Origin of the sequence: Thermacetogenium phaeum DSM 12270, from assembly GCF_000305935.1 — a bacterium.
In the GTDB taxonomy this organism is placed as follows: Bacteria; Bacillota; DSM-12270; order Thermacetogeniales; family Thermacetogeniaceae; genus Thermacetogenium; species Thermacetogenium phaeum.
The window spans coordinates 90,789-106,071 of record NC_018870.1 but is presented as its reverse complement, the minus strand read 5'-3'; the positions used below and the strand labels follow the sequence as shown (position 1 = coordinate 106,071).

General features: G+C 51.9%; 20 protein-coding genes and 1 pseudogene. 4 read left to right on the top strand and 17 right to left on the bottom strand.

Annotation, left to right across the window (positions count from 1 at the left end; translation table 11 throughout):
• Nucleotides 1–247 precede the first annotated feature (247 nt).
• From TPH_RS00590 to TPH_RS00575, 4 genes are all read left to right on the top strand, one after another.
• Nucleotides 248–1,531: a PucR family transcriptional regulator gene (locus TPH_RS00590; RefSeq protein WP_028991207.1), complete on the top strand. Its 1,284-nt coding sequence runs from the start codon at nucleotides 248–250 to the stop codon at nucleotides 1,529–1,531.
• Between the two features lie 528 nt (nucleotides 1,532–2,059).
• Nucleotides 2,060–3,115 (top strand): cytochrome c biogenesis protein ResB, encoded by a 1,056-nt coding sequence (locus tag TPH_RS00585; protein WP_015049281.1) that lies wholly within the window; start codon nucleotides 2,060–2,062, stop codon nucleotides 3,113–3,115.
• A 52-nt stretch (nucleotides 3,116–3,167) separates the two neighbouring features.
• Nucleotides 3,168–3,950, top strand: a complete 783-nt coding sequence (gene ccsA, locus TPH_RS00580) for a cytochrome c biogenesis protein CcsA (protein WP_015049280.1) — start codon at nucleotides 3,168–3,170, stop codon at nucleotides 3,948–3,950.
• 62 nt (nucleotides 3,951–4,012) lie between these two features.
• Nucleotides 4,013–4,252: a helix-turn-helix domain-containing protein gene (locus tag TPH_RS00575; RefSeq protein WP_158502650.1), complete on the top strand. Its 240-nt coding sequence runs from the start codon at nucleotides 4,013–4,015 to the stop codon at nucleotides 4,250–4,252.
• Here TPH_RS00575 and TPH_RS15290 read toward each other — a convergent pair.
• The 17 genes and pseudogenes from TPH_RS15290 to TPH_RS00490 form a co-directional block, all read right to left on the bottom strand.
• Nucleotides 4,199–4,351: a hypothetical protein gene (locus tag TPH_RS15290; protein WP_158502649.1), complete on the bottom strand. Its 153-nt coding sequence runs from the start codon at nucleotides 4,349–4,351 to the stop codon at nucleotides 4,199–4,201. The genes TPH_RS00575 and TPH_RS15290 overlap by 54 nt on opposite strands.
• A 147-nt stretch (nucleotides 4,352–4,498) precedes the next feature.
• Nucleotides 4,499–4,903: a type II toxin-antitoxin system VapC family toxin gene (locus TPH_RS00570; RefSeq protein WP_015049278.1), complete on the bottom strand. Its 405-nt coding sequence runs from the start codon at nucleotides 4,901–4,903 to the stop codon at nucleotides 4,499–4,501.
• The gene (locus TPH_RS16360; RefSeq protein ID WP_081578703.1) at nucleotides 4,891–5,112 is read right to left on the bottom strand and encodes an AbrB/MazE/SpoVT family DNA-binding domain-containing protein; all 222 of its coding nucleotides are present in this window, start codon (nucleotides 5,110–5,112) and stop codon (nucleotides 4,891–4,893) included. The genes TPH_RS00570 and TPH_RS16360 overlap by 13 nt, the downstream gene beginning before the upstream one ends.
• A gap of 309 nt (nucleotides 5,113–5,421) precedes the next feature.
• Complete coding sequence (locus tag TPH_RS00560; RefSeq protein ID WP_015049276.1) at nucleotides 5,422–6,174, bottom strand: ABC transporter ATP-binding protein; 753 nt, start codon at nucleotides 6,172–6,174, stop codon at nucleotides 5,422–5,424.
• Nucleotides 6,171–7,265 (bottom strand): FecCD family ABC transporter permease, encoded by a 1,095-nt coding sequence (locus TPH_RS00555; RefSeq protein WP_015049275.1) that lies wholly within the window; start codon nucleotides 7,263–7,265, stop codon nucleotides 6,171–6,173. Before TPH_RS00555 ends, TPH_RS00560 begins: the two co-directional genes overlap by 4 nt.
• Entirely contained in the window at nucleotides 7,265–8,392 is a 1,128-nt protein-coding gene (locus tag TPH_RS00550) for an iron ABC transporter substrate-binding protein (protein ID WP_015049274.1), read from the bottom strand. Before TPH_RS00550 ends, TPH_RS00555 begins: the two co-directional genes overlap by 1 nt.
• A gap of 19 nt (nucleotides 8,393–8,411) precedes the next feature.
• Complete coding sequence (locus TPH_RS00545) at nucleotides 8,412–9,203, bottom strand: ATP-binding protein (protein WP_201764468.1); 792 nt, start codon at nucleotides 9,201–9,203, stop codon at nucleotides 8,412–8,414.
• Between the two features lie 12 nt (nucleotides 9,204–9,215).
• The gene (gene tsaA / locus TPH_RS00540) at nucleotides 9,216–9,677 is read right to left on the bottom strand and encodes a tRNA (N6-threonylcarbamoyladenosine(37)-N6)-methyltransferase TrmO (RefSeq protein ID WP_037999655.1); all 462 of its coding nucleotides are present in this window, start codon (nucleotides 9,675–9,677) and stop codon (nucleotides 9,216–9,218) included.
• A 364-nt stretch (nucleotides 9,678–10,041) separates the two neighbouring features.
• Nucleotides 10,042–10,416 (bottom strand): NifB/NifX family molybdenum-iron cluster-binding protein, encoded by a 375-nt coding sequence (locus tag TPH_RS00535; protein WP_015049271.1) that lies wholly within the window; start codon nucleotides 10,414–10,416, stop codon nucleotides 10,042–10,044.
• Nucleotides 10,417–11,295: 879 nt separating this feature from the next.
• The gene (locus TPH_RS00525; protein WP_015049270.1) at nucleotides 11,296–11,736 is read right to left on the bottom strand and encodes a type II toxin-antitoxin system VapC family toxin; all 441 of its coding nucleotides are present in this window, start codon (nucleotides 11,734–11,736) and stop codon (nucleotides 11,296–11,298) included.
• Nucleotides 11,714–11,929 carry a hypothetical protein gene (locus TPH_RS00520; RefSeq protein ID WP_015049269.1) on the bottom strand — a complete coding sequence of 72 codons (216 nt, stop codon included), beginning with the start codon at nucleotides 11,927–11,929 and terminating at the stop codon, nucleotides 11,714–11,716. The genes TPH_RS00525 and TPH_RS00520 overlap by 23 nt, the downstream gene beginning before the upstream one ends.
• 287 nt (nucleotides 11,930–12,216) lie before the next feature.
• Entirely contained in the window at nucleotides 12,217–12,426 is a 210-nt protein-coding gene (locus tag TPH_RS00515; protein ID WP_015049268.1) for a type II toxin-antitoxin system HicB family antitoxin, read from the bottom strand.
• Nucleotides 12,419–12,679, bottom strand: a complete 261-nt coding sequence (locus TPH_RS00510) for a type II toxin-antitoxin system HicA family toxin (protein ID WP_015049267.1) — start codon at nucleotides 12,677–12,679, stop codon at nucleotides 12,419–12,421. The genes TPH_RS00515 and TPH_RS00510 overlap by 8 nt, the downstream gene beginning before the upstream one ends.
• A 74-nt stretch (nucleotides 12,680–12,753) precedes the next feature.
• Nucleotides 12,754–13,005 (bottom strand): annotated as a pseudogene (locus tag TPH_RS14530) (reverse transcriptase domain-containing protein); the annotation flags it as partial.
• A gap of 82 nt (nucleotides 13,006–13,087) precedes the next feature.
• The gene (locus tag TPH_RS15800) at nucleotides 13,088–13,321 is read right to left on the bottom strand and encodes a helix-turn-helix domain-containing protein (protein WP_015049266.1); all 234 of its coding nucleotides are present in this window, start codon (nucleotides 13,319–13,321) and stop codon (nucleotides 13,088–13,090) included.
• A gap of 439 nt (nucleotides 13,322–13,760) precedes the next feature.
• A complete protein-coding gene (locus tag TPH_RS00495; protein WP_015049265.1) occupies nucleotides 13,761–14,309 on the bottom strand; it encodes a hypothetical protein in 549 nt (182 codons plus the stop codon).
• Nucleotides 14,310–14,314: 5 nt separating this feature from the next.
• A complete protein-coding gene (locus tag TPH_RS00490; protein WP_015049264.1) occupies nucleotides 14,315–14,902 on the bottom strand; it encodes a hypothetical protein in 588 nt (195 codons plus the stop codon).
• Nucleotides 14,903–15,283 lie beyond the last annotated feature (381 nt).

The following is a 15,283-nucleotide window of genomic DNA, read 5'->3' as shown; positions in this document are numbered from 1 at the left end:
ACCCACAAGCACCCCGCCGCAGCGCTTCCAGATCATCATCCTTGTTGGACCCTTTACTTTTTTCGAAAATCCGAGCCTCGATCCCGCTATTTGTCTTGTCCGATAAAAAATTGAGGTGTATATTGTAGATAGGCACAAAATTTGTCGTCTTATGTCGATAAACTCTTTCCAACAGGTCACGAAATGGGTGCCGGCAAATCGGAGGCGTCAGTTGACGGGCACCTCTCAGGAAAGGGGGTATGGATTATTGAGCGCCCTTAAGCAGGGGGAGAATTACTGGATCGAAGCGGTGCTTGAAAAAAAGAACCTGGATGCAGTGATAAACTTTCTTCACAACATTACCGGAAAACCTGTCAGGATCACCGACCGCACCGGCAAGGTTTACGCCTGCAGCGAAGGGGTGAAAATGGCTTCAGCGGACGATCACTTCGTCGACATACCCCAGAATGGCAACAGCATACTTATCTATGATCCCGCGCAGAGAGATCTGTATTACCGCGCCGATTCTTCAGACGGAGAGGCCTGGATTATCATCGGCAACACCGGTGAAGCAGAGTATCCGGCCTGGCTGCCCTATCTGGAAGAAGTCGCAACAGCGGTTAAAATCTGCATCTTCATAGCACATGAAAAAGAGAATATGGAGCACCAGTTTAAGAAAAAACTCATCGAAGACATACTGCTCTGGAATGCCAGCGAGATCAAGGAGCTGATCCGGCAAAACAAGTACTGCCTGGACCTGGACAAGCTGTACTTTGTGTCCATTATGGAGCCGGTCCTTGATTCCAAGACAGATATGGAGACACTCTACAAGCATACTTTAGAGTGGTTGAAATACCATGAGGATGTAGTCATCTGCTCGGTCTGGAACGAGAAATACATCATTTTCATCTGTCCCAATAAGTATGACCTGCAAACCCTCGAATCCGACGACAACTGGGACAATTATCTCAGCTATATCAGAAAGCACCAAAAAGACATCGCCAAGCGCTTCAACATACCTACTTACTTCGGAATCGGAAGAAAATATTTAATCACAGAACTGCACAAGAGCTATCAGGAAGCCCTCACCGCGCTTAATATCTCCAAGCTGACCGGCAAGAAAAACAGCGTCACCCACTACCTCAACCTCGGCGTTTTTAAATTGATCAACCTGCAGGAGACGGCAATGCTCAGGCAGTTCTGCGCCGAGAATCTCGGAAGGCTGCTGGAGCACGACAGGACCACCAAAGGGGAGTTGCTGCAGACCCTCAGGGTGCTCTGTGATACCGACTTCGACGTCAATGCCGCAGCTCAAAAGATGTTTCTGCATTTCAATACCTTGAGATACCGGATCAAGAAAATCGAGGAACTGACGGGTAGGCAGCTGGATCGAATTCTGGACAGACTCAATCTCTTCGTAGCCGTTAAGCTGCACGACCTTTTGCTGTTAAACGGCCTTCTCGGGGAGCCGGGCAGCGCTGAAAAGGAGGCAGCAGATTCGACTGCAAATAACCCTGCCGCACAACTGATGAGGAGAAGAAGCTGCCTGTAGTTTCTCGTAGTGATATCCGACAAAAATCCCCCTTTTTCTTTATCGATCACGACAAAGGTTATCCGGCGCTGAAAGGCAAATTATAACCTGGTTTCGCCCTTGCGACCTCGCACAACGCCGTTTTATCAAAATGCCCCCGCAACCCGCTTTACCGAGGGTCTTACCGGGGTAAGGTGAAGAAACGAAAGAAAACGGCCGTGTAATTGAGCGCTGGCAGACAATTTAACGGCTAACATTATTTACTTTAGAAACATTTCCGGTCGATATACTATAATATTTCTCAGCAGACCACCATGCCGCCAGCGGCGGCACCAACAAAGCATGAAAATACCCGACGGGCCTGCCGGCGAGCGACCTATGGAAGGCCGGGTAACAGGACAGGCAACTTGTTACGCAGCATCCCAGAGCTGTCCCGAAGCGAGCCGTCGTCCTGTCCGGCCTGGAATCGGGAGTCGAGCGGTAGACCGGCGGGGAACTTGATGTATTTTCGTGGCAGGTAACAGACCAATAACCGGAGAAGGAGATGCCATGATCACAGTAACAGATGCCTATCGCTTTCTGTCCTCGATGAAAACCGGGCTGGTGCTGTTGGGCTTAATCGGGCTGGCGTCCGCAGCCGGTTCTGTGATTAGGCCCGATTCTTTTTTCCGTACCGGTCTGTTTAAGCTTCTCCTCATGCTCCTGCTCCTCAACATGGCCTTATGCACCTGCAACCGCCTCGCCGGTTACCTGAAAAGGAGCGGTAGAAGCGGGACGAAGAGCCGCCTCCGCTTCAGGGAGCTGGGAATTCTTCTGCTTCACGCAGGCATAGTGCTGGTTCTGATCGGAGGAGCCGTCTATGCCGGCTACGGGCAGACCGGGATGATCAGCCTGGCGGAGGGAGAAACCGCCGCCATATCCGATTACCTGAAAACGGACAACCCCTTTACCCTGAGGCTGGATAAGTTCACGATCGAGTTCAACCCCGACGGCTCACCTTCTCAGTATTATTCTTACGTCAGCATCCTCGACGGCGGGAAGGAGACAGAGTACCGGATCGGCGTCAACAGCCCCCTGCAATATGAGGGAATCAAAGCCTACCAGCAGAGCTTCGGCTATCTGATCGAGGCCGAGGGCTCCGGCGTCAACGGAGAGAGGGTGTCAAGAACCCTGAGAGAAGGGGAGATGATCGACGTACCCGGCACGGAGAGAAAAGTTAAGGCCTACAGGTATATTCCCAACTTCGACCCCAGGTACGGGATGAACTCCAAAACACTCAGGCCCGACAACCCCAAAATAATCTATTCCGTTTACGAAAAGGGACACTTGCTGGGAGTCGGAGCGGCGTCCCCCGGTGAGAGTGTAGTGATCGCCGACGGCTGCGCAGTGCATTTCAGGGACGTCCGGATGTACACGGTGCTGAAGGTGAAGTCGGATCCCGGGCTCTCTCTGGCAGCCGCCGGGGGGCTGATGCTGATGGCCGGAGTCGTTATTACTGTCTTTCTCAGCCCCGCCAACAGGAAAAGGCGGACGATGACCGCCAACGGCGGCCCTGCCGGGCCGGGAGCGGGGAACGGCGGAAACGCGGCCGTTCCCGGGAGTTAACGGCGAACGCCGCCAAAAGCGCCAACAACTCGAAACTGGAGGGAGGGTTTCCGTGGCAGCGATCGAGAAGGCATTCGTGATTGCCGCACTGATGTTCTATGCAGCGGCTTCCTGTTGCTATTTCGCAGGACTTAAAACAAACAAAACACTGCGCCCGGCCCTTCTGCTGGCCGCAGGCGGTCTGGCCGCCAACCTGATCGCTTTGATCAATCGCAGCGTTGCCAGTGGGAGGCTGCCGCTGGCCACCGGGTACGAATTTCTGCTGTGTTTTACTCTGATAACCGCTTTTCTGTACCTGGTCTACGAAATCAGGAGCAAGATGAAAAATGCCGGTGGGCCGGTAATGCTGATAGCGGCACTGCTGCTGGCGGTAATAGTGATTTTCATGCCCGAGCAGTTTTACGTTGTGACCCCGCTGATGCCGGCCTTGAAAAGCCCCTGGCTGACGGCCCATGTGTCTACCGCGGTGATCGCCTACGGCGGGTTTGCGTTTGCTGCGGGGCTGGCGGTGATGCAGCTCAGGCAGAAGGGCTTGCCGGATACGGAAAACGCCATCTACAAGATCACGGCAGCAGGGTTTGCCATGCTGTCCCTATCGATAGTACTGGGGGCGATCTGGGCGGAACAGGCCTGGGGCAGTTACTGGAGCTGGGATCCCAAGGAGATCTGGGCGCTCATTACCTGGATCATCTATGCCATCTACCTGCATTTGCACAGGCAGAGGCTGTTGAGCGGAAGCGGTGCCTGCTACATGGTAATTGCCGGCTTTATCATCGTCCTGTTTACCTTCTTCGGCGTCAACTACCTCATGAGCGGCCTGCACAGTTACGGATGATAGATGATAGTTCTCAAATTGAAGGCAAACCCTTGAATAGCCGGGCCTCCGGGGCACCGCGGGTGACTCGGCCGCAGGAGGTTTACGTTCACCCCAACACGCTGCGCTATCGCATCAAAAAGATCGAGGAGCTTACCGGCATGAAGCTGGAAAGAATGGAAGAAAAAATCAACCTCTTTGTCGCCGTAAATTTATATGAACTCTTGAGGATAAACGGACTTTTAGACAATGCTTCCGATGATGACAGTTCAGCCGCCCCTGCGCCTGCCGAAGCCGAAGAACTTCACCCCTTTACCGGCTGACCCCCTGAGCCTGATCGAGTACCTTTTTATCTCCTCATCGGCACCTTTGGCATAGACGGCGATCTCCTTCTTCAAAGCGTAAAGGGGGAGTTTTGCCATGATACCAGCATTCTTGCGCTGCAAGGGTTCAGAGATCAGGTGCGGAGTTTCTGCCCCCAATGAAGGTAATCATTGTGCGCTTTTTAACCTCTAACTTTGTTCGTTTCTCTTCTTGTGGGGATGTTTACTTTTTCGTCTGCTGTTGAGCTACTTATCTATGTTGTACAAAACAAATCCGTACTGAGAAAAGTGTTGGTCGAAAGCCAGGGCTGTGCTGATGCCCAACCTTTCCATGACGGCGAAGGTGATGGCATCGGTATAAGAAAAAGCCTTGTCGACGTAGGTGAAGATAATCTCTTTGGCGCGTTGCTCATCCTTTTCCGTTACCCGTTCGACCGGCCAGCATAATCCCTTTAACCAGGCGCGGGCTATTTCCGGCCCTAACCGGCTGGAGAGCAGGGCATGGCATTCCGCTACAATGAAGTCAGTCAGCATCACCATCAGCTGCTTTCGGCTTATCTCCCGGAGAAGAGATACTGCTTTTTGGTGCAGGTTGTCGAATCTGTCTAGGAGTGCGTAGATTGCGCTGGTATCCACCATTATTTTTTCCATCGCCTGATTTCTCCTTCGGCGAGGTAGCGGTCATGGTGTTCGGAGACATCTGCCTTCCCGCTTTCTCCTGCTCCAATAAGCCGCCAGATGGGGTCTTCAGCGCTGAGGGGGCGGACGGGCTCAATCTTTCTCAGACGGATTTCGTTATTTTCGAGATATACCTGCAGGTAGTCTCCCTCCCGGATATTCAGCTTTTTTCTTATAGATATGGGTAGGGAGCCGCTTCATCGCTTAAAAGGCAGAAAACACTGCCCACTACTCGTGGGCACCTGGCATCAGAGAACATGAAACCTCTTACCATAGCCACTATTGAAACCGATTCCGATTTTATCCACCAGGTTCCGGAGAACCGGTGGACAGAAGACGTGCGCCGGTTTTTGCATCTGGCCGGGTTCAGTGAAGATATTTACTCCGGTACGAATTATGGAAGGTCTCCTTACAACTAGCTCTTATTAGCTGCCTTTTTTAGCCATCATAAATTATTAGGTGATTTTGCGAAATGTGGGTTCCACGACAAATTACACAGGCACGACCACCGGAACACCACCCAGCTGCTCAACCCTTACCGGGATCCCGTAAACACCGGCGATGTTCTCCGGCGTGATGACCTCCCTCCCGCCGCAGGCGTAGATCTCCCCGTTCCTCAAGAGCAGGAACCTGTCCGCAAAGCGCAGGGCGAGGTTGATGTCGTGCATGACGACGACCACTGCTATCCGGCGCTCGCGGGCAACATCCTTCACTATTCGCAAGACCTCATACTGATTCTTAAGGTCGAGGTTGCTGGTCGGTTCGTCAAGCAAGAGCAGCCGCGGTTCCTGCGCCAGAGCCCTGGCGATGATCACCTTCTGCAGCTCACCGCCGCTCAACTCGTCGAGGTAGCGCAGGGAAAACTCTTCCAGCCTGAGGGCGGCCAAAACCTCCCTGACGATGGCCATGTCTTTCTCCGTGGCATCCCACCTGATGTGCGGGCGCCTCCCCAAGAGGACGGCATCGAAGACGGTGACCCTGGAGCCTTCATGCCTCTGGGCGACATACCCCACCCGGCGCGCCACCTCCAGACGGCTGAGATCCGAAAGCTTAACACCATCGATCAGGATCGACCCCGTCCGTGGCCTGATGATCCTGTTCAGGCACCTGAGCAGGGTGGACTTGCCTGCGCCGTTGTTCCCCAGGATGGAAAAGAGCTCTCCTCTTTCGACCTCAAACCTGACATCCTTCAAAACAGGGTGGCTGTTGTAGCTGAACTCCACACCCTCTACCGAGAGGATCATCTTCTGTTATACCCCCTTGCCAGAAGATAGAGAAAAAGGGGCGCCCCCATAAAGGAGGTGATCGCCCCAACAGGCAAGACAACCGGGGCGATCAGCGTTCTGGCCAGTGTGTCAGATGCCAGCAGCAAAAACCCTCCCATTGCGGCAGATGCCGGGATCAGGAAGCGGTGGTCGCCGCCCAAGAAGCGGCGCATGATGTGCGGGCCGAGCAGGCCAACGAAGGCGATCACCCCCAGAAAGGAGACGAGCACCGCTGTGATCAGAGAGGCAACAAACATCCCGACCAGCCGAACCCTTTCGACATTCACGCCGAGCCCTTTGGCGGTCTCCTCACCACCGTCGATAGCGTTGTAGTTCCAGCGGTTGTACAAAAAGTAAACAAAGGATGCCCCGACAACCGCCGCCATTATTCCCAGATCCCGCCACGATGCCCGGCTGATGTCCCCAAATGTCCAGAAGACGATCGAAGCGACCTGGACATCACTGGCAAAATACTGGATAACCGTTGTGGCTGCTGTAAAAAGGGAGCTCAAGGCAACACCTGCCAGCACCATCGCCTCTGGCGTGACACCCCGGATCTGGGCCAGGAAGAGCACCACAACCGTCGTCAGCATCGCACCCACAAAAGCTGAAACAGTGACCAGATACGGGTTGTTGATGATCACCGCATCAGCGCTTGTGCTCTGAATGCTCCCGGCTCCCATGGCGATGATCGCCAGAGCAGCGCCAAAGGCTGCCCCCTGCGAAACCCCCAGTGTGGAGGGAGAAGCAAGGGGGTTTCGCAGGAGGTTTTGCATCACACACCCGGCAACGGAAAGCCCCACTCCGGCGGCTACCGCCGCCAGCACCCGCGGCAGCCGGATGTTCCAGACGATGATCTGCAGGCGGCTGTCCCCCATCCCCAGCAAGGTCGACAACACCTCAAGCGGGGTAAGGCCAGCCGACCCGGCGTTGATGGCGTATACTGCCAAAAGAAGCGTGAACAGCAAAACCAGACAGATGATCAGTGCCTTTCTCCCGGTATACCTCAGGTAGCTTTCAGGTATGCTTTCCGCCACTGCCGTTTCTCGCAACTCTTCCACCTCGGTCATCAAAGCTTAGCCAGATCCAGCTTGATAAAGCCGCCGTAGTCTTTCGCCATCTGCTGGTAGAGCGGCTTCCCCAAGAGGAAGTTGTAGATCTCATCAGCCTTTTTGGCCGGATCCACATCCTTAAACTGCTCCGGGAAGATCACCTTCCCTGCGTAGTAGGCATCGGCGATCGCGGTGTCGATGTTCGTCGTGTAATAGTTAAAAGGCATCTGGCCATAAACATTGCCGTTCTTAAACGCCTTCAGGGAGAGATAAAAGTTTTTGTTCTTTCTGTAGTCGTCCCGCACCAGGCTCAGTCCACTCTCGTCGATGAAGATGATCTCGGGGTCCCAGGCCAGGAGCTTTTCCTTTTCGATCATCAGGCTCCCCTGCATGCCTGTCTCATCCACTACATTGCGGGCACCGATGGCAACGAAGGGGCCGTACTTCGCCGAAGTGCTCTCAATCCCGTGAACCCCTTTCATCCCCAAGGCGCCGACATAGACCGCCGGCTTTTCATTTTCAGGGATTCCCTTCGTCCTCTCTTGCAGGTCCGCCTGGCACTCCTTTAGGTAGTTGACTACATCCTCTGCCCTCTGCTCTTCCCCAATGACCTTCCCGATCAGGCTTATGGATTTATAAACATCTTCGTCGAACGGCACCTGATCCCCGTAGCCCAGAACCACCACCGGGATGTTCGTCTGTGCCTGTAGCTCATCTGCCTTTGCCCTATCCACAAGATAGGCGACGAAGATCACGTCAGGTTTTACGCTGACCAGCTTCTCGGCATCCGGCGTGGAGTCAGGGCCACCCTGCCCGATTGTCGGCAGTTCTTTGAGTTCGGGGTAGGCCAAAATATACGGCCTCCCTGTAGACTGCTGCTTCTCCAGGTTCTCCACACCGACGACTTTGCCGGCACCGCCTGCATAGCAGACCAGCCGCAGGGCACCAGGGCCGATCGCCACAACCTTTTTGGCCGGGATGGAAACCTCGACCTGCCTTCCTGCCAGGTCGGTGATCACCGCCTTCTCTGCCTGACCTGTGCTCTTCCCCTGGCTCGTCCCAACAGAGCCGCACCCGCTCAATAGAGCAATGAGCAACATCAGGGCAACAAGAGCCGCCCCTACTCTCAAATGCTTAAAAAGCATGTTCTCACTCCCCCAACTCTTAAATTAAGCCGACCAATCCTTTGATCTTGCCCACCAGAGCGTTAATTTCACTTCCCATCAACCCGCCTTCCAGCGGCTCACCCCACAGGTTTGCCCAAGAGATAGCGGGCGAATAGGGGAGAACACCGGAGGCTTCAACCCCCCGCTCTGCGAGCATTTTCTTCAGCACAGGCTCCGCTTCCTCAACAACCTTGTTCAAAACAACTGCATGTCTCTTGCCAGCCTCGCGACACAGGCTGATCGCCTTATCAACGAGGACAACAGACTCATGGGATGGCTCTGCCACCAGCAAAACGGCATCCACCCCTTCCAAGACCCCCCGCCCGAAGTGCTCCACCCCGGCCTCGGTATCGACCAGGACCCACTCATCCTTTCCGACAATCAGGTTGTTCAAAAATGACCTGGCCAGGGCGCCCATCGGGCAGGCACACCCCTCCATCACATGCTCGATCTTCCCGATCCGCACCCAGGCCACCTGCCCATTCCCGTACATGCACTCCGGAGGAAGGTCGTCGATGGTGGTCTTTTCGGCAAACATCTGCACCTTCTCATCGCCACTGCCCCGCAGAGCAGCCATCAGCTTCTCTCTGACCGCCGGCTTGCCACCCAGGTAGTCCATCAGCGTCTTTTCCGGTGGCTGTAGTCTCAACATCGTTCCTAGCCCCAGATTCGACTCATCGGCATCGACCACCAATACCTTTCCTTCCTCTCCCAAGCACTGTGCCAGCAGGGCAACGAGTGTGCTCTTGCCGCTGCCGCCCCGGCCACAAACCAACAGCTTAGGCATCATACCAGCCTCCTTTTACTCCTTGGAAATTGCGCACGATGACCCTTTTCCCGGCTTTTCAAACCAGCCGATCCTTGCCCCAGGGACAGCGTCCACCTCCGAAGAATAGGGTTTGATGTCGAGAAGTGGACTCCCGTCGACGGCGTCAAGCCCGCACACCAACAGCCGGTTCCCCTTTACCTCCAGCAGTTCCGCAACGCAAAAGGCGATCGGGTTGGGCCGCGCCGGAGACCTGCAGGCAAAAACGCCGCGCAGCTCCGGCCCGAAAGGCGTCTTCGTCTGGAGAGTGTCGCGGCTGCTAAGGTGGCACCAGTAGAGGACGATGAGGTGGCTAGCCTTCTCTACATCCTTCAGCCCTTCCGCAAACTCCGGGAAGACCTCCAGTTCCGCCGTACCCCCAGCCAGCCGCCCCTGCCGGGGAGCGTCCTTAAGTGTGCGATAGGGGCTGTGGATCATTCCAACAGGCATCAGGTTCAAACTCCCACATCCCTTCTTAACAGTCAGTTCCCGCAGAAAAACAAACAAACCATGAAAGCCCTGCCCTTTCCAAAAGGCACCAGACCTTCATGGTCTGCTTCTGCGAGCGATCGTTTGGAGAAAGAGGTTTCTTTAACCTTCCACCTTATTCAAAGGTGGAACCCGGGAACTGCTTCTTTGCATCCCTTCCCGATGGCTTCAGCCATCACCTTCCTCGAACAGGGATTTTTCTTCGACACATACCCGAAAAATTCCTTCTTAAAAAAATCCTTTTTGTTATTGCACCCACCTGACCTTCTGTTTCAGATCAGGATCGACTCTGGGGGGAATTTCCTCATTTCCTCTTCTCGCCCCTGAAATTGCCCTACCTGTGGTGGAAATGCCCATGGCCGTGCTCGTGGCCGCCGCAGCCGCAAACCGAACCATCAGCTACCAGCGTGCCGTTCAGGTAGTCTTCGGCCACCATTCTGGCATCCCCGGAGGCTCCGCTCACAACCTTGAGACCAGCCCCCCGAAGGGCGCCGACCATCCCATAGCCGATGCCGCCGGCAATGACCACTTCGACCCCTTCGGCCTTCAGGGTCCCAGCCAGCCCCTCGTGGTTGTGGCAGAAAGACCGACCGTCGATCACCTTCTGGCCTTTTATCTCCTTGCCGTCTGTTTCAAAGATCACAAACTCTCTGCTCTGGCCGAAGTGAGGGTTTACCTTTCCGTTCTCATAAGGAATAGCGATCTTCATGCATTCATTCCTCCCAAATTTTTAATTTATAATAATGGTAACAACCTGCTTCCTGTGACCCCACAAAGCAGCTCTCAGACTCGAAGTGGGCGGGAGCCTGGATGCGCATCCTGACGGTTCCTCAGATCTCACTTATCACCTGACCAGCCTTTGTTTTCAGCAATTCCTCTCTTCCACGCGGCAATGCCGTCACCTCCCTTATCAATACTTGATACATCCCTTCTCATCAATTTATCGATGCCCGGAGTTGTGCATTATGGGCATATGCCCTTATTGTTTTCTATTTTATCATTTTCCCCAAAAATGACAAGAGGATGGAGGAAGCCGGTCCTTCTGGGGTGCGGTAATCGCAGGTCTCGCGAGCCCCAAAAATTTTCTAGCAACAGGCCTGAAAAATCGACTCCCGTTTCTGTTTCAAACTTCATCGGAAAGACGGTGTAAATGCGGCTGTTTCCGGCAGGAAGAATAGGGCGTGATTTTAAAATTCTAGCTCCCAAGTAAAAATACTGCAATCCAAAGACGGTTGCAGTATAATTGCAGTAGAAACAGGTAAAGGAAAAGGCTTCCAACCCCGGAAGCCTTAATTTTTCCGCTGAGCCATGGAGGACTCGAAACTCCGACACCCTGATTAAAAGTTCGGGAAAGCATGTTTCTTCTGGTTTTTCTGATTATCTGTAGTTCACAAAAATCCTGTTAAATCAAGGCTTCCCGGCACAGCCGTCTTTCACCCAGTTTATTAATTTCATTTAGTTACGTCGAGTTTATGATCAGATTGTGATCATTTTAGTTTCTTTTTGGCTATGCCACCAGAATGCGAATATTAAGATTGCCCCACATCTATTCCTACTCTTTCCTTCCGCCAGTGCTCTGCACGGTGTTTTATTTCTTTACCACAGGCCATAAAATGCATTTGGCTGAATAAAAATGACAATCAAAACCGAATACATCTTTTATGCCCATATTTTCTATTACCAAAAAACTGAAAGCATCAGTATAAGATAAATCTTGATCCTGGTATTTTTCAAGAATCCCTGGTATTTTTTCACACATAACTTGATCAGGATACACTATCTTAATGAAATCTGTTTTAAATGCCTCGCCAATAATATTCAAGAACAGTTTCGCAGCCTTAAAATCTCTCTTGTATCGAAGCCATGTATAGGTTTCAGAAACTATAAAGATAGAAGTGATCAGTATTATTTTTTCATCGAGTGATTGGTAAAAGTTAACGGCAGGTCTGTGTAAATCGTCTTTTTTATCTACCAAGGCAACAAAAGCGCTTGTATCAATGAATAGCTTAGAGAGGTGTACGGCCTCCATAGAGGTCCTCCTTGTATCTTTTTGAGCTATCAGATGAAATTTCAACTATTCCAATCAATTTTGCTAAAGGATCGTCAGGCCCGCCGCGGCGTTTCTCTTCTTTTCCTTTGAGGATACCCAATCGCCGGAAAAGTTCTTCTCTCTCATGTGGTTTTAATTTTCTTATTTCATTTTCTAAGCGCTCAATCGACATAAAACTTCGCCTCCTTTAACTGTAATTATATCCCAATATCTTATAGAAATACATAGCCATTGTTAGAACCGCTTTTATGGCGGTTTTTTTCTTATTTCTGGAGGTGATAAGGATGATTAGTCCAGCACCCTGATTAAAAGTTCGGGAAAGCATGTTTCTTCTGGTTTTTCTGGTTATCTCCAGTTCACAAAAATCCTGTTAAATCATGGCTTCCCGGCACAGGTATCTTTCATCCAGTTCTTTAATTTCATTCAGTTATTCCTGGTTTGTGATCAGATTGTGATCACTTAAGCGTATCTCAGTCTTCCTTTCGGCTTGGGAATGGGACGACCCAATTCGGTGGCCGTTTCGATCCACTCCTCTATCACTTTTTCAACATTGGCCAGAACCTCCTGATAACTGGCGCCATCAGCGGCGCATCCCGGCAACTCCGGAACCTCGGCGATAAAGGCTTCGTCCTCTTCGCTCCAGTAAATGATGATCTCGTACTTATACATTATTTATACCCCCCATCCGGTATTTGAGGATAACGGCTCTTACTTGCTTAACTTGATAAGCTTTTGCAAGTGTTCCCTTGGGCTGCAAATTAAGAATCTCTTCGATACCGTCCTGGTAGAAAATGTGGTGATCGCCCTTTACACGCTCCTTAAATCCCAGCGCAAGAAGAAGATTGCAAAGTTCTACAAAAGGTATGTTTGCATCTGACTGACCGCTCATTATACGCATTAACAGCTTTTTATACTTTGCCATCCGGATTGATGCCTCTTTCCAGTTTAGTAGTCATTATAACTGCCGCATAAGCTGGTTTCTCCTTTCTGTTAATATTATACCCTAAACCCATGATTGAATCGAATAAACAAGCTTTTTTTACCGCTACCGCCCTGCGGCGTCCCTTCTGCCGTTTCCATGACCACTCCGTTTACCATGACGCCTGCTTGGAGATAGCGGCGAATGAGTGTGAGTACCCTCTTATCCGTCACTCTCCGGGCCACCCGGGCCATGAGGATGTCGTGGTTGACCCGGTCAAAGAATTTCTCGATGTCCAGGTCGACTGCCCACTCGTATCCCTCTTCTACCTGAGTGATCCCCAGTTTTTAACAGGAGCAAAAAGAAGAAAATAAGAGAAAAAAGCAGGAAAATAAGGATCCCCCCGCGAAATTAGCTGTAAACAGCATTTCCAGCTAAGGGGGGATCCGCTAATATGAACTTGTGCAGTTTTGTTAAATTCTTTATAACATGGCTCCAAGGATTTCTCAAGACCCAAATTAAAACACTGGCCGTTTTAGTCTTTGCCCTATCATGTCTTCTGGCCACGATCGAGGCATTGCCCGTTTCCAGGGTTTCTTTCACGATCTGCATTTTCATCTCTGGTGAATATTGTTTTCTGTTCAACTAAATCATGCCCCCTTACTTATACTTAACTGTAACAGATTGTGGTCTAACTGTCCAATCTCGTTAGGGGGCTAAATAGTGGATTCAACGCCATAAGGCGGATTGTCCGAGATGTTCTGACGTTGAGAAAGAAGTGGCAAACGGCCCCTACCGCCGGGTGCCTAGGCAACGACACTTCAACTCTTTCCCCAATTACACAAGGTAAGAACTCCTCCTTACATCGGGAAAGCCTCCGGCTGGCCGAGGCGGGCGTGGACCTGCTGGTCTCAAGGACCTGCTCGTCCATGCTAACGTGGCCACCACACAGTTCTACGCCCACGTGGCACAGCGGAGGCTGCGCGAGGAGATTGAACAATTGTCCTGAATTCAAAACACTCGTCAAGCACCAGGTTGGCCGGATCACCGTTCCAAAAGCAACAATGTAGCAGTCATCCCGATGTCATCCATGTACAGACTTATCCCTTTCTAGCATTGATACAATTTCTTGAGTCATCTCGCGGAGTACCTCCAAGAATTCACCCGTTTCCCCCTCCTGGGGTTTAATTTCCGGCTCCGGTATGGCTTCAAACCAGCTATGAAAGAGCTTCTCCATGAACTCCTTGGCAAAATGCTCAGTCACGATTCGATCATCGTAATCCGAAACTGACAGAAGCTTTTTCCCATCCCTAAAGATTACAAAATCCCAAAGTCGTATGTCCTCGCTATCTATGATTCGCGAAAACAATGCTCTTGCTTCGGGGGTCATCTCGCCTTTTACAGCGATGGCTCCTTTCATCCCGCTCCACGATTCTACTGAAATCTTCGGCAGTTGGAGGAATTCATCTTTCCCCTCACTCAGGGCAGGGTCGTCGGGAAAGCGAGCTTCAAAATGAGAACCCGAGAGCACACCATACTTAAGAACAGACTTCCATATGCCGCCGATGCTCTTGATCCCGCTGGTGTTCTTATTCCTGTCTCCAATGTAAAAATACTCTCGATCTCCAGACATCGTCATCACTCCCCATTGAATAGAGTCAAGGAATCAGAGAGGGGAGAAACACTTGTTTTTTGCACACTGAATGGGATGATCGGTATGGGGTCGCCAGGAACGATCAGATCAATGATTACGAGAGTCAATACTCCTATAATAGCTGTCGTTGCAATCCAATCTGCGTTGGACAGAAGAGTCTTGAGGGAAGATTTAATAGCCGAAGCGGCTTGCTGAGCAAGCGTCATAGGATCATTTGAGCAAGCATCAAGAATGGTTTTCCCACTGACTGAGTCCCAAACATAGACGCACCACGAATTGCCCCTGTTCGACGTGGATACATGATAATTGGCTACAGGGATGGTGTACCGTCCCCTGCTGTCTTTCCTATCAACGTATATATTAAAGTGGTCTGTATTTCCTACCTTAGGTCCAGCATAGCCGTAGTGAACGTTTGAGACTTTGAACTGTAAGTTACCCACGGTAACGGGACCCCAGGCAAGACCCGCACTTGGTGATGCCATGGCTTGAGAAATACCTAGGAATGATTGAACGACCAACAAGCTGACCATCACCGCCGCGGCAACGACCCGCCTGTACCAATATTGCACCATTAAGCTTACCTCCTCATTCTAGAATTTTGTATATTTATGTCGAACTGGAAACTAGTCAGGGAGCCAGCGCCCAGAGGCGGATTGTCCGAGATGTGCTGATGTAGGAAAGCAGTGGCAAACGGTCCCAACCGCCGGGAGCCCCGGCAACGGCACTGCCACTCTTTCCTCGACCACTCCGCCGGATCTCGCCGCCAGACCGAGAAGGAGAAACAGAACCAGGCCGGGAATGACCGGTTTCATCACGCGGCGTTGCAAAAGGCGGTGGATAACGTCCTTCGAGCATCACCACCTCTCCCTGGGAGTACCCTTATACTCGGCAACCGTTCCCGGGCCTACGGCCCCGAGCCGATGCACAAAATCCGCCACGCTGCGGAAATCGGC

Coding starts and splice junctions, on each gene's coding strand:
- TPH_RS00585 (WP_015049281.1), top strand. CDS start 2,060: ATGATCACAGTAACAGATGCCTATCGCTTTCTGTCCTCGATGAAAACC.
- TPH_RS15290 (WP_158502649.1), bottom strand. CDS start 4,351: ATGGCAAAACTCCCCCTTTACGCTTTGAAGAAGGAGATCGCCGTCTAT.
- TPH_RS00570 (WP_015049278.1), bottom strand. CDS start 4,903: ATGGAAAAAATAATGGTGGATACCAGCGCAATCTACGCACTCCTAGAC.
- TPH_RS00560 (WP_015049276.1), bottom strand. CDS start 6,174: ATGATCCTCTCGGTAGAGGGTGTGGAGTTCAGCTACAACAGCCACCCT.
- TPH_RS00555 (WP_015049275.1), bottom strand. CDS start 7,265: ATGACCGAGGTGGAAGAGTTGCGAGAAACGGCAGTGGCGGAAAGCATA.
- TPH_RS00550 (WP_015049274.1), bottom strand. CDS start 8,392: ATGCTTTTTAAGCATTTGAGAGTAGGGGCGGCTCTTGTTGCCCTGATG.
- TPH_RS00545 (WP_201764468.1), bottom strand. CDS start 9,203: ATGATGCCTAAGCTGTTGGTTTGTGGCCGGGGCGGCAGCGGCAAGAGC.
- TPH_RS00535 (WP_015049271.1), bottom strand. CDS start 10,416: ATGAAGATCGCTATTCCTTATGAGAACGGAAAGGTAAACCCTCACTTC.
- TPH_RS00525 (WP_015049270.1), bottom strand. CDS start 11,736: ATGGAGGCCGTACACCTCTCTAAGCTATTCATTGATACAAGCGCTTTT.
- TPH_RS00520 (WP_015049269.1), bottom strand. CDS start 11,929: ATGTCGATTGAGCGCTTAGAAAATGAAATAAGAAAATTAAAACCACAT.
- TPH_RS00515 (WP_015049268.1), bottom strand. CDS start 12,426: ATGTATAAGTACGAGATCATCATTTACTGGAGCGAAGAGGACGAAGCC.
- TPH_RS00510 (WP_015049267.1), bottom strand. CDS start 12,679: ATGGCAAAGTATAAAAAGCTGTTAATGCGTATAATGAGCGGTCAGTCA.
- TPH_RS00495 (WP_015049265.1), bottom strand. CDS start 14,309: ATGTCTGGAGATCGAGAGTATTTTTACATTGGAGACAGGAATAAGAAC.
- TPH_RS00490 (WP_015049264.1), bottom strand. CDS start 14,902: ATGGTGCAATATTGGTACAGGCGGGTCGTTGCCGCGGCGGTGATGGTC.